Below are 13,019 nucleotides of genomic sequence, written 5' to 3' on the forward strand. Positions count from 1 at the left end.
CCCGGGGCACGAAGCCTCCGGGTACCGCCCGTGTGCGGGGTGCGCCGCCGTGCGGCGCGGTCCGGCGCCTGACGGTCAGCGCCGGGTGGTCACCACTCCAGGCCGCCACCGGTCTGGTACTCGATGACGCGGGTCTCGAAGAAGTTCTTCTCCTTCTTGAGGTCCATCATCTCGCTCATCCACGGGAACGGGTTCTCCGTCTCGGCGAACAGCGGCTCGAGGCCGATCTGGACGCAGCGGCGGTTGGTGATGAAGTGCATGTACTGCTCGCACTGCGCGGCCGACAGGCCGAGCATGCCGGTGGACAGGGTCTCGCGGCCGTAGGCGATCTCCAGCTCACAGGCCTTGCGCAGCATGCCCGAGATCTCGGCGGCGAACTCGGCCGACCACAGCTCCGGGTTCTCCAGCTTGATCTGGTTGATGACGTCGATGCCGAAGTTCAGGTGGATCGACTCGTCGCGCAGGATGTACTGGTACTGCTCGGCGATGCCGACCATCATGTTGCGCCGGCCCAGCGACAGGATCTGCGCGAACCCGGTGTAGAACCACATGCCCTCGAAGATGACGTAGAAGGCGACGAGGTCCCGCAGGAACGCCCGGTCGTTCTCGACCGTGCCGGTGCGGAATTCCGGATCCTGCAGGTGCTGGGTGTAGTTCAGCGCCCAGGAGTCCTTCTCGGTGATCGAGGGGACCTCGCGGTACATGTTGAACAGCTCGCCCTCGTCGAGGCCGAGCGACTCGCAGATGTACTGGAAGGTGTGCGTGTGCACGGCCTCCTCGAAGGCCTGACGCAGCAGGTACTGGCGGCACTCCGGGTTGGTGAGCTGCCGGTACACCGCGAGCACGATGTTGTTCGCGACCAGCGACTCGGCGGTGGCGAAGAAGCCCAGGTTGCGCTTGAGCATCTGACGCTCGGCGGGGGTGAGCCCGTTCGGCGACTTCCACAGCGCGATGTCGGCCTGCATCGACACCTCGGTCGGCATCCACTGGTTGTTGCAGCCGGCCAGGTACTTCTCCCACGCCCAGTGGTACTTCAGCGGCAGCAGCTGGTTGACGTCGGCGCGGGCGTTGATCATGCGCTTCTCCGAGACCGACACGCGGCCGCCGGAGGTGTCGATGGAGCCGAGGCCGGTCTCCGCCGTCGGGCTGACCGCCGGAGCGGAGGTGGCCGTCGCGGTGGTGAAGGTGGTCTCGGGCGCCTCGGTCGCGGCCGGGGCGAACGTGGTGGCGAAGTCGGTCATGGTGTCAGATCCTTTCGGGCTGGTGAGTGGTCGTCGTCGGAACTTCGACCGTCACTGGCAGGCTTCGCAGTCGGGGTTGTCGATCGAGCACGCCGAGATGTCGCTACCGGCGACCTGGTCGGCCGCGAACGGGTTCAGCTCGATGTCGGGGGTCTTGATCACCGGGCGGGGCGCGGCCGGGGTCGGTGCGGACAGCACCGGCACCGCGGTGGCCGTCGACGGTGCCGGCGCGGCGGGGACCGCTGCCGTCGGCGCCGGGGCGACGACGGCCTGGACCGCGGCCGGAGCGGGAGCCGCGACCGGAGCGGGAGCCGCGGCCGGGGCAGCCACCGGCGCCGAGGTGGCCTGGACGGCGCTGAGCTTGCCGTCGGTGCCGCGCAGCGTCGACTTCTCGACGTGGGTCTTGCTGGTCGAGCGCAGGTAGTAGGTGGTCTTGCACCCGGTGCGCCAGGCCAGCCGGTACAGCTCGTCGAGCTTGCGGCCGTTCGGCTGCGCCATGTACAGGTTCAGCGACTGCGCCTGGTCGATCCACTTCTGCCGGCGCGACGCGGCCTTGACCAGCCACGACCCGTCGATCTCGAACGCGGTGGCGAACAGTTCCTTGACGTCGGCCGGGATCCGGTCGATCGGCCACAGCGAGCCGTCGAAGTACTTGAGGTCGGCGATCATGACCTCGTCCCACAGCCCGCGCTCCTTGAGCACCCGGACGAGGTGCTCGTTGACCACGGTGAAGTCGCCGCTCATGTTCGACTTGACGAACAGGTTGCGGTAGGTCGGCTCGATGGACTGCGCCACGCCGATGATGTTGGAGATGGTGGCCGTCGGGGCGATGGCCATCACGTTCGAGTTGCGCATGCCCTGGCTCTTCACCTTGGTGCGCAGCGAGTCCCAGTCCAGCCGCTGGGTGGCGTCCTGGTCGAGGTCACCGTTGCGGTGCTCACGCAGGATCTCGACCGAGTCGATCGGCAGGATGCCCTTGCTCCACAGCGACCCGTCGAACGAGGCGTAGGCACCGCGCTCCTTGGCCAGGTCCGAGCTCGCCTCGATGGCGAAGTAGGACAGCTGCTCCATCGACGTGTCGGCGAACTCCACCGCGGCGTCGGAGGCGTAGGCGATGCCCAGGTTGTACAGGCTGTCGGCGAAGCCCATCAGGCCCAGCCCGACCGGGCGGTGCTTGAGGTTCGACCGACGTGCCGGCGGGATCGTGTACATGTTGATGTCGATCACGTTGTCGAGCATCCGGACGGCGGTCTTCACGGTCGCGCGCAGTCGCTCGACGTCCAGGCCGTCCGCGGTGGTGTGCGCGGCCAGGTTCACCGAGCCCAGGTTGCAGACCGCGACCTCGTCCTTGGACGTGTTCAGGGTGATCTCGGTGCACAGGTTGGACGAGTGCACGACCCCGACGTGCTGCTGCGGGGAGCGCAGGTTGCACGGGTCCTTGAAGGTGATCCACGGGTGGCCGGTCTCGAACAGCATGGTGAGCATCCGGCGCCACAGGTCGACCGCCTTGATCTGGCGGAACACCTGGATCTCGCCGCGAGCCGCGGCGGCCTCGTACTCGGCGTATTTGCGGCTGAACTCCAGGCCGTAGGTGTCGTGCAGGCCCGGGGTCTCGTCCGGGGAGAACAGCGTCCACACGCCGTCGGCCTCGACGCGGCGGAGGAACTCGTCCGGCACCCAGTTGGCGGTGTTCATGTCGTGCGTCCGGCGACGCTCGTCACCGGTGTTCTTGCGCAGGTCGAGGAACTCCTCGATGTCGATGTGCCAGGTCTCGAGGTAGGCGCAGACCGCACCCTTGCGCTTGCCGCCCTGGTTCACCGCGACCGCGGTGTCGTTGGCGATCTTGAGGAACGGCACGACGCCGGAGGACAGGCCGTTGGTGCCCTTGATGTGGGCGCCGATGCCGCGGACCGGGGTCCAGTCGTTGCCGAGACCGCCGGAGAACTTGGCCAGCAGGGCGTTGTTCTTGATGGACTGGAAGATGTCGTCCAGGTCGTCGTCGACGGTGGTCAGGAAGCAGCTGGACAGCTGCGGCCGGGTGGTGCCGGCGTTGAACAGCGTCGGCGTGGAGCACATGAAGTCGAAGCTGGAGATGAGGCGGTAGAACTCGATCGCCCGCTCCTCGCGGTCGGCCTCCCGGATCGCGAGGCCCATCGCCACGCGCATGAAGAACGCCTGCGGCAGCTCGTAGCGGGTCTCGCGGTGGTGCAGGAAGTACCGGTCGTAGAGCGTCTGCAGACCGAGGAAGGTGAACTGACCGTCGCGCGAGGCGTCGATGGCCGCACCCAGGCGCTCGAGGTCGAATTCGGCCAGCACCGGGTCGAGCTGCCCGAGCTCGATGCCGCGGGCGACGTAGCCGGCGAAGTATCCGGGGTAGACCTCGGCCATGTCGTGGGCGCCGGCCTGGCGGTGCTCACCGGCCAGGTAGGTCAGGGCCTCGGTACGCAGCGTGTCGGCGAGCAGCCGGGACGCGACGAAGGAGTAGTTGGGCTCGGTCTCGACCAGGGCGCGGGCGGCCATGATCGGGGCCAGGCCGAGCTCCTTGGTGCTGATGCCGTCGTACAGGTTGGACGTGGTGCCGGCGTAGACGGCGTCGGCGCTGACGTCGGTCAGGCCCTCGGTCGCCTCGTCGACGATGGCGCGCAACCGCACGGTGTCGAGCAGGCTCGACGATCCGTCGGGGGCGACGACGCTCCACACCGGGGCGCCGCGGCCGGCGGTGGTCTCGGCGTCGCCCTCGGCGGCCTCGCGCTCCTCACGGGCGCGGCGGTGCTCCTCGCGGTACAGGATGTAGGCCCGCGCGACCTTGGCGTGGCCGCCGCGCATCAGCGCGAGCTCGACCTGGTCCTGGACGTCCTCGAGGTTGACGTGACGCTCGAGGCCGTGCCGGCGGGCGAGGGTGCTCGACACCTGCTCGGTCAGCTCGGCGACCAGCGCACGCAGCCGCGACGACGTGCCGGCGGAGTCGCCCTCGACGGCGATGAAGGCCTTGGTGATGGCGACGGCGACGCGACCGGTGTCGAAGGGGGCGGTGGAACCGTTGCGGCGGATCACGGTCATCGCCGTGGCGGGGGTGCCGCCGTTGCGGTACTGACCGGCGTCACCGGGAGCGGTGTCGCCCGCATCGGTGCGGTCCTGGGTGTACAGGTCGACACCGTTGTCGGTGGTGCTCACATTGGGGGCCATGCGCTCTCCTGTCGAGCTCGTGCGTGCGGATCCACTGCTGCCGGTCGACGGAGCCGATCGGCGGGTGCTGCGTGCTGTGCGTGCTGGTGCGGGTGGTGCCGCGACGGCGGGGTGCGAGGCAGCGGATCAGCCGGCCCGGGGGCCACCTGGTACAGCGCCACCGCGGTCCCGGCCATTCCCCGGAGGGAGCAGCGTGCACGTCGTCGTGCGGTCGGTTCGGGCGGTCCGGTGACGGTGGTCCCACGAGGGGATGCACTGTCGTACGGGTCGTACCCGCCGGGGGCCTCGAACAGTACATCTAGGGGCGCTCGATTTCCTAGACCCCACATCTGGTGTCGGCGTGTCCCGGATGCCCATCAGGCAGGTCTACCACCGCACACCGACAGTGACGGTTCACCGGCTGTCCCGGCACCGTCCCCAACGCATCAACACCCGCCCCGCGCCCACCAGCCGCGATGCCCGCGATCCGTCCCCACGGCATCCACAAATGTGTGCACAGAGCACCCCCGGCGGGCTCACGCGGTGCGACCGGCGCCACCCCGCCCCGACGCCCACCGGCGCCGTTCCCGACACGCCCGGGGAGGCGGCGCCGCTAGTGTTCGGAAGGCCGCGGCCCCGACGGAGCGCCGCACCCGCCGGCCACCGGTCCCACGGAGCCGAGCCCGACCGAGGAGTCCGCGTGTCCGCCCTTCCCGCCCAGCTGCCCACCCCCCGCACCGCCGACCCCCGCACGGCCCCGCCGCTGCGCTGGGGCGTGCTGGCCCCCGGCGGCATCGCGAGCTCGTTCGCCGACGCCGTCCGCAGGCACACCGCCCAGGAGCTGGTGGCCGTCGGCTCCCGCAGCGCCGAGCGGGCCCGGTCGTTCGCCGACCGCTTCGGCATCGGCACGGTGCACGACAGCTACCCGGCCCTGGTCGAGGATCCGCAGGTGCAGGCGGTGTACGTGGCCAGCCCGCACTCCGCGCACCACGAGCACGCCCTGCTGGCCATCGCCGCCGGCAAGCACGTCCTGGTCGAGAAGGCCTTCACCCAGACCGCGGCCCAGGCCGCGGAGGTCGCACAGGCCGCCGCCGCGGCGGGCGTCGTGGTCATGGAGGCGATGTGGAGCCGCTTCCTCCCCCACTACGACGTCGTGCGCCAGCTGCTGGCCGACGGCGCCCTCGGCGACCTGGTCACGCTGACCGCCGACCACGGGCAGTACTTCGACTTCGATCCGCGGTTCCGGCTGTTCAACCCGGAGCTCGCCGGCGGGGCTCTGCTGGACCTGGGCATCTACCCGGTCTCGTTCGCCTCGTTCGTGCAGGGCACCCCCGACCGCATCCAGGCCACGGGCACGCTGGCGTCGACGGGTGTCGACGGCCAGGTCAGCGCCGTCCTGAGCAGCGACAGCGGCCTGCAGGCGGTCGTGAACACCACGCTGTTCGCCAAGACGCCGACGACGGCGTCCATCTCGGGGACCCGGGCGCGCATCGAGATCGCCGGTGACTTCTACATGCCGCAGCCCGTCACCCTGATCGACCGCGACGGCGACCGACGCACCTGGGACGGCAACACCGTGCACGGCCACGAGGGCCTGGCCTACGAGGCGGCGGAGCTGGCGCGTGTGGTCGCCGACGGGCGCACCGGGTCCGACCTGCTGCCGGTCGCCGAGACGCTGGCCATCATGGGCACCCTGGACGAGCTGCGCCGGCAGGTCGGCGCGGCACTGCCGGGCGACTGACTCCGCCGGCGTCCGGGGCTCAGGTGCCGGCGTCCAGCGCGCGCATCCGTTCGGCGTGCGCCCTGGCGACGGCGCGGACGGCGACCTCCGGGTCCTCGCCGGCCGCGCCGGCCGCGTAGGCCAGCCGGAAGACCTGCTCGGCCCACCCGTCCCCGGCGGGCAGGTCGGCGTGGGCGTCGAACTTGCGGGCCCGGGCCCCGAGCTTGCCGGCCAGCGCCATCGACGGCGCCGCCATCGCGACCCCGGCCAACGGCCCGGAGCGGCCCTTCTCGGTCTTCTTCAGCTCGTCCCAGCGCTGCTGCTGCTCGTCGGCGTCGGTGAGCGCGGCGTCGTCGGCGAAGACGTGCGGGTGGCGGCGGACCAGCTTGTCCACGAGGTCACCGGCGACGTCGTCGATGGTGAAACCGTCGGCCGACCCGGCGCGTTCGGCCGCAATCCGGGCATGGAAGAGCACCTGCAGGAGCACGTCGCCCAGCTCCTCGCGCACGGCGGCCGCGTTCCCGTCCTCGATGGCCTGGACCAGCTCGAAGCACTCCTCGACGAGGTAGCGCACGAGGGAGGCGTGGGTCTGGGCGGCGTCCCACGGGCACCCGCCCGGGGACCGCAGGCGGTCCATCACGGCCACCGCTTCGAGCAGGGCGGCGCCGGGGGCGGGTCGGGACGGGGGGACGGCGGCGGGGTCGGTCACCCGCCCAGTGTCGCGCAGCCGGTCAGCCGGTGACGGCGATGGGGTTGTCCTCCTCCGGCACGACACCGGCCAGGAAGCGGCGCAGCAGCGAGCTGGAGGTGTGCATCGTGTACGGGAAGTAGACGACCTCGACGCCGACGGTGGCGAAGTCGGCCTCGAGCTTGCGGCCCTTGGCCGTGCCCCGCCAGTCGTCGCCCTTGAAGATGATGTCGAAGCCGACCTCGCGCCAGGTGTCGAGCTTGTCGGGGACGACCTCGGCGACGGCCTCGTCGACGTAGCGGATGCTGCGGACGATCTCCAGCCGCTCGGCGAGCGGGACGACCGGGGACTTGCCCTTGGTCAGCTGGCTCATCTCGTCGGAGACGACACCGGCGATGAGGTGGTCGCACTGGGAACGGGCGTGCTTGAGGATGTTGAGATGGCCGATGTGGAACAGGTCGTACACACCCGGTGCGTATCCGATGCGCGTTGTCATTCCCGGTCCTCGAGTTCGTCAGGGCGCCGTTCTCACGCGCCACCGTCCAGTGCATTCATCGCAAATGGAGTACAGGTTGTGACGCCAAGCGCCTGTGATTTGGTCCACACGACGATTGTCACCCGAATGCCAGCTGCAATCTGACGTACTGTAACCCGGAGGAAAGCGCCTCCGCAGTGGTTCCGCGGAATCGGTTCAGACCTCCCGCCGCAGGTCGGCGCGCTGCTCGCCGGCCGGGGGCGGACGCCTCCCGGAGCACCGCCGCCCGGGCGGGCGGCTGCGCCATCGGGTGCCGCACCTCGCGGCCGGACCGCACCGCGGCCGGCGTCCCGACGCCCGGTGACGGGTCACGTTTTGTCAGCCGTCGGTTGTTCTGTCACGTTGATGGTGCCCCCGGGCGGATCGACCTCGATACTCCGACAGTGATGTCCGGTCGCGCGATCTCCAGCGTCGGCCTGTACCGCCCCCTTTTCGTTCCGGCTAATGAAAGACAGACGATGAAACTCTCCGTGATCGGATGCGGTTACCTCGGTGCCGTCCACGCCGCGTGTATGGCGAAGATGGGCCACGAGGTCGTCGGTATCGACCTGGACACCGCCAAGATCGAGGCGCTCGCCAAGGGGCAGGCACCGTTCTTCGAACCCGGACTCCCCGAACTGCTCACCGAGGCGATGGCCACCGGCCGGTTGCGTTTCGCCTCCGACATCGCCGCCGCCAAGGGCAGCCAGGTCCACTTCGTCTGCGTGGGCACCCCGCAGCGCAAGGGCGAGAACGCCGCCGACCTGACCTACGTCAACGGCGCGTTCGAGTCGCTCGTGCCGCACCTGAGCGACGGCGACCTGGTCGTCGGCAAGTCCACCGTCCCGGTGGGCACCGCCAAGCGGATGGCCGACCTGATCGACGCGGGCACCGCCGACGCCTCGCTCGCCTGGAACCCGGAGTTCCTCCGTGAGGGCTTCGCGGTCAAGGACACCCTGCACCCCGACCGGCTGGTCTACGGCGTCGCCTCCGGCGAGGAGTCCGACCCGGCCACCGCCATCCTGGACGGCGTCTACGCGACCCCGCTGTCGGAGGGCACCCCCCGGCTCGTCGCCGACTTCGCCACCGCCGAGCTGGTCAAGGTGGCCGCCAACTCGTTCCTGGCCACCAAGATCTCCTTCATCAACGCGATGGCCGAGCTGTGCGAGGCCACCGGCGCCGACGTGACCAAGCTGGCCGACGCGATCGGGCACGACGTGCGCATCGGCCGCCGCTTCCTCAACGCCGGTCTCGGTTTCGGCGGCGGCTGCCTGCCCAAGGACATCCGCGCCTTCATGGCGCGCGCGGGCGAGCTCGGTGCCGACGAGGCGCTGACCTTCCTGCGCGAGGTCGACAACATCAACATCCGGCGTCGCCGGCGCATGGTCGAGCTGACCCAGGAGATCTGCGGCGGGACCCTGGCCGGCGCCCGCGTGGCCGTCCTCGGCGCGGCGTTCAAGCCCGACAGTGACGACGTCCGTGACTCCCCCGCTCTCGACGTCGCGGCCATCATCGGTCAGCGCGGCGCCACCGTCGTCGTCACCGACCCGGAGGCGATCCACACCGCGCAGCGGCTCCGCCCGGAGCTGACCTACGTGGAGACCGCCGACGAGGCCGCCAAGGGCGCCGACGTGGTGCTGCTGCTCACCGAGTGGAAGCAGTTCCGCGAGCTGGATCCGACGACCTTCGGCGACACGATGACCGGCAAGCGGATCCTCGATGGCCGCAACGTGCTCGACCCGGCCGCCTGGCGTGCCGCGGGCTGGACCTACCGCGCCCTCGGACGTCCGTGACCGGTTCCGCCCAGAACCCGGAAGGCCCCGCGCGGGCCTTCCGGGTTCTCGTCGTCTGTACCGCCAACCAGTGCCGGTCGCCGATGGCCGAGTACCTGCTGCGGGACGCGCTGCGGGCCGCCGGCATCCCCGCGGACGCGACCGCCGACCTCGCCGACGGGCGTCCGGCCGCCGGCTGGTCGGTCGGCTCGGCCGGCACCCGCACCCGCGGTGGCCGCCCGATGGATCCCGCCGCGTCGACGGTGCTGGCCGAGCGGGGCATCGACGGATCCGGATTCGTCGGACGCGCCCTCACCCCGCAGTTGATCCGGGACGCCGACCTGGTGCTGGCGGCGACGCGGGAGCACCGCGGCGCGATCGCCTCACTGCTCCCCGCGGCGCTGTCGCGGCTGTTCACCATCCAGCAGTTCGGCTACCTGGCCGCCGCCGCCCAACCGGGCACCGTCACCGATCCGGTCGACGCCGGGTTCGACCTGCTGGCGCGGGCCCGGGCCGCACGTTCCCAGGTACCCGGCAGGACGGTCGAGGACGACCTGGCCGATCCGGTGGGCCGGCCGGTCGAGGACTTCCGGCGGTGTGCCGGTGAGCTCGACGACGCCATCCGGGGAATGCTCCGCACTGTTCCGCCGCGCTGACCCGCCGGCGCCGGCGGCCCGTCACGGTTGTCGCGGGGCGGCCCGACGGTCGCCACCCGGCGGACGCCTCACTTCCGGCTGGAACCGCTGCCCGCCGCGTGCCGCGACGAGGCCTTGTCGGAGCCGCCGGGCTGCGTCGCCGCCGGGCTGGTCCTGGCCGAGGAGATCGGCGTGAGGGTGGGGGCCGACATCGGCTCCAACGGCGCGGCGCGCTTCGTGGGGTCGTCCTCGTAGTAGCCGTAGCCGTCGTAGCCGGTGGCCGCGGCACCCTTGCGGGGCACCATCGACAGCACACAGCCGAGGATGCGGGCGTCCACGGCCTCCAGCGAGTACAGCGAGGCGTTGACCTGGTTGCGGGTGGTCTTGCCGTACCGCACGACCACGACCACCCCGTCGGCGAGGGTGGCGGCCACAGCGCCGTCGGTCACCGGCAGCAGCGGCGGGGTGTCGATGATGACCAGGTCGAACAGGGTCCGCAACTCGGCGAGCAGGTTGACCATGTTCTGGCTGCCCAGCATCTCTGACGGATTCGGCGGCACCGAACCGCTGGGCAGCACCATCAGCCCGTCGGTCCCCCACGGCTGCAGGACGTCCTGCACCGCGACCTGACCGGCGAGCACGTTGCTCAGCCCGACCGCGCGCTCGAGGCCGAGGTAGTCAGCGGCGCGCGGACGACGCAGGTCGGCCTCGATGAGCAGCACCCGGCGGCCGGTCTCGGCGGAGACGATGGCGAGGTTGACCGCGGTGCTGGACTTGCCCTCGCTGGCCACCGAGGACGTCACCACGAGCACCTGGACCGGCTTGTCGACGTCCATGAACTGCAGGTTGGTCCGGATCTGCCGGTAGTTCTCCGCGCGGATCGACCGTATCTGGTCGCCGATCAGCACGGGCGACTTCTTCGCCCCCGAGTCCAGACCGACGGCGCCGAGGACGGGGAGCCCGGAGGCGGTCCGCAGCGCGTCGATCGTCCGCAGCGTGGTGTCGGTCAGGCCGCGGATGGTCGCCAGCACGAAGCCGAGCACGAGCCCGGCGAGCAGGCCGAGGGCGAGGTTGACCGTCTTCCGGGGTGACACCGGGTCGGGGTTCAAGGTGGGCCCCGAGGTCACAACCATCTTGACCGTCGAGCCCTGGACGCCTTCTTCGCTCGTACGGTTGTCGAGACCGTCGATGAGCGGGCCGAACTCCTGCGCGACCGCATCGGCCAACTGCAGGGAACGGTCCCTCGAGGAGTCGACGACGGTGACCGTGATCAGCACGGTGTTGAGGTCCGACGCCGCGGACAGCATGCCGGCGACCTCGGACGGAGACAGATCGAGGCCGGTCCGGGCGATCAGGCGTTCCGCCAGCGCGTCGCTCTTGACGAGCTTGTTGTAGGACTCGATCTTGGCCACGGCGTACTGATTGGCCTGGAAGGCGTTACCGCCGGCCGCGTCGGTCGGGGTCGACACGTAGAAGGTCACGTCGCTCTCGAACCGGGGCGTACTGGTTTCGTTGTACGCGGTGGCCGCGCCCACTCCGAGAACCGCCAGGAGCGCGATCACCCACCAGTTCTTGCGGATGATGCGGAAATACGCTTGCAGGTCCATGGCGTGTCCGCCCCTCCGACAGGTGTGTGCTGGACCGTCCGATCCATCGAGCGCATCGCATTCTGTGATGTCATCGTCCCCCAGCACAGCACGGCGCGCCCTCTATGTTACGCGCAGTACTGCTTTGATTCCGGACAGTATGCAGACTTTCCCGGCTCGGGACGACTCGCCGGGCCGGTCGGTGACCTGCCGCCGCGGCCCCGGGCCGGCCGTTCAGGCACGGGAGTGCCGGCCGCGTGCCACCGCGTCGCGGACGGACGGGACCCGGACCGGCGAGCGGCCGACCGGTGTACCCGGGGGGCGGCGGACCGATGCCGGGGGTCGGGTCCGCGTCCGGGGCACCGCCCGACGCGGCGCACCCACACCGGCCGGTCCGTGCTCGACGACCGCCGACCCGCCGTCGGCATCGGGCTCCGCCGGCCGGCGGGCCAGGAGGAGGAAGGCGAAGGGCAGCACCGTCGGGACGAGGAAATTGGCGTTGTCGACGTAGGTGAAGGACTTCTCGAACAGGCACGCGCCGGCGAGAACGGCCAGCCAGGTCACGCCGAACAGGTCGCCGTGGACCGCGGACCGCGTCGCCCGGACGACCCCGGCCCACAGCTGCGGCACGACGGCGAGGGCGAACACGATCCCGCCGGTGACGAGGAACTGGACCAGCTGGTTGTGCCCGTGGAAGACGCTGCCGGCGATACGGCTGGAGGAACTGCCGATCACCTCGTACCAGTTCGCACCGAGCCCGAACCAACGGTCCGAGCTCCACGCTCGCAGGCTCACCAGCCAGACCAGCCCCCGGTTGGTGAACGCGGTCTCCGTCGTCGTCACCAGCGGCACCACGCAGACCACGACGAAAGGCACCAGGACCACGAACGGCGCGACCAGCTGCCGCAACACCGGCCTGGTGACGCGGACCACCAGGTAGGCCACCGTTCCCACCGCGAGGGCGAGCATCGCCCCGCGGGACGCACTCCACACCACGGCGAAGGTCGCCACCGCGGCGAGACCGTAGCGCCACCACCGACGGCGCACGAGGAACACGGCCGGCAGCCCGAGCGCGAGGAACTGCCCGAGATTGTTCCCCTGGGTGAAGACCCCGACCAGCAGCCCGCCGGGGATGATCTGCTTGTCGTCGACGATCACCTCCCCGCTGGCCGACCGGAAGATGGCGTGCGTGGGCATCGTCACCGCGAGCAGCACCGACACCACCGCGGTCGCACCGATCAGATAGCCCAGGATCTCCAGTCGGCGCAGATCCGGTTTGAGGATCCAGACCGCGATCACGATCAGCGGATAGCAGACCCCCTCCTCGAGCAGGCGGGCCGGGACGTAGACGTCACGGACCGCGATGTAGGCCCACGGGATCAGCAGACACAGCAGCAGACCCGAGCTCCGCCATTCCAGGGTGTTGAGGTAGCCCAGGATGATCAGCGCACACACGGCGATGACCGCGATGTACAGGCCGAAGTCGGCGAGTGCGGCGACGCGGCTGTAGGGCGCGCTGGCGACACCGACGCTGTTCCGGTATTTCGGCGACAACACCGACTGGATGATCTTGGGAACGATGATCCATGCCCAGACCACCCCGATCAGCCCGGCGGTCCAGAGCGTCCGGGTCCATTCGGTGCGGTCTGCCGACCGGACCTCGGGCAACGGAAATGCCACCGGGCTCCTCCTCGGGGC

9 protein-coding genes are annotated in these 13,019 nt (G+C 70.5%); 3 read left to right on the forward strand and 6 right to left on the reverse strand.

Going from position 1 to position 13,019, the window contains the following annotated elements:
• Nucleotides 1–89 precede the first annotated feature (89 nt).
• Together DB033_RS14465 and DB033_RS14470 are read right to left on the reverse strand one after the other, a co-directional pair.
• On the reverse strand, nt 90–1,241 hold the full coding sequence (locus tag DB033_RS14465; RefSeq protein WP_111767652.1) for a ribonucleotide-diphosphate reductase subunit beta: 1,152 nt from the start codon (nt 1,239–1,241) through the stop codon (nt 90–92).
• Between the two features lie 51 nt (nt 1,242–1,292).
• Entirely contained in the window at nt 1,293–4,301 is a 3,009-nt protein-coding gene (locus tag DB033_RS14470; protein WP_420814076.1) for a ribonucleoside-diphosphate reductase subunit alpha, read from the reverse strand.
• An 805-nt stretch (nt 4,302–5,106) separates the two neighbouring features.
• On the opposite strand from DB033_RS14470, the gene DB033_RS14475 reads away from it, so the two are divergent.
• Complete coding sequence (locus tag DB033_RS14475) at nt 5,107–6,147, forward strand: Gfo/Idh/MocA family protein (RefSeq protein ID WP_205843907.1); 1,041 nt, start codon at nt 5,107–5,109, stop codon at nt 6,145–6,147.
• Nucleotides 6,148–6,166: 19 nt separating this feature from the next.
• On the opposite strand, the gene DB033_RS14480 is transcribed toward DB033_RS14475, so the two are convergent.
• Together DB033_RS14480 and DB033_RS14485 are read right to left on the reverse strand one after the other, a co-directional pair.
• Nucleotides 6,167–6,835 (reverse strand): nucleoside triphosphate pyrophosphohydrolase, encoded by a 669-nt coding sequence (locus DB033_RS14480; RefSeq protein WP_240615915.1) that lies wholly within the window; start codon nt 6,833–6,835, stop codon nt 6,167–6,169.
• A gap of 22 nt (nt 6,836–6,857) precedes the next feature.
• A complete protein-coding gene (locus tag DB033_RS14485) occupies nt 6,858–7,310 on the reverse strand; it encodes an FAD synthase family protein (RefSeq protein WP_111767655.1) in 453 nt (150 codons plus the stop codon).
• A 497-nt stretch (nt 7,311–7,807) separates the two neighbouring features.
• On the opposite strand from DB033_RS14485, the gene DB033_RS14490 reads away from it, so the two are divergent.
• Nucleotides 7,808–9,121, forward strand: coding sequence for a UDP-glucose dehydrogenase family protein (locus DB033_RS14490; RefSeq protein ID WP_111767656.1), 1,314 nt, complete (start codon nt 7,808–7,810; stop codon nt 9,119–9,121).
• Complete coding sequence (locus tag DB033_RS14495) at nt 9,118–9,756, forward strand: arsenate reductase/protein-tyrosine-phosphatase family protein (RefSeq protein WP_205843908.1); 639 nt, start codon at nt 9,118–9,120, stop codon at nt 9,754–9,756. Before DB033_RS14490 ends, DB033_RS14495 begins: the two co-directional genes overlap by 4 nt.
• Nucleotides 9,757–9,824: 68 nt before the next feature.
• Here the strand turns inward: DB033_RS14495 and DB033_RS14500 are convergent, their stop codons facing one another.
• Entirely contained in the window at nt 9,825–11,342 is a 1,518-nt protein-coding gene (locus DB033_RS14500; RefSeq protein ID WP_111767657.1) for a tyrosine-protein kinase domain-containing protein, read from the reverse strand.
• Between the two features lie 213 nt (nt 11,343–11,555).
• A complete protein-coding gene (locus DB033_RS14505; protein ID WP_157970701.1) occupies nt 11,556–13,001 on the reverse strand; it encodes an O-antigen ligase family protein in 1,446 nt (481 codons plus the stop codon).
• Between the last annotated feature and the right edge of the window lie 18 nt (nt 13,002–13,019).

The organism is Nakamurella deserti, from assembly GCF_003260015.1.
Lineage (GTDB): Bacteria > Actinomycetota > Actinomycetes > Mycobacteriales > Nakamurellaceae > Nakamurella > Nakamurella deserti.

Coding starts and splice junctions, on each gene's coding strand:
- DB033_RS14465 (WP_111767652.1), bottom strand. CDS start 1,241: ATGACCGACTTCGCCACCACGTTCGCCCCGGCCGCGACCGAGGCGCCC.
- DB033_RS14470 (WP_420814076.1), bottom strand. CDS start 4,301: ATGACCGTGATCCGCCGCAACGGTTCCACCGCCCCCTTCGACACCGGT.
- DB033_RS14485 (WP_111767655.1), bottom strand. CDS start 7,310: ATGACAACGCGCATCGGATACGCACCGGGTGTGTACGACCTGTTCCAC.
- DB033_RS14490 (WP_111767656.1), top strand. CDS start 7,808: ATGAAACTCTCCGTGATCGGATGCGGTTACCTCGGTGCCGTCCACGCC.
- DB033_RS14500 (WP_111767657.1), bottom strand. CDS start 11,342: ATGGACCTGCAAGCGTATTTCCGCATCATCCGCAAGAACTGGTGGGTG.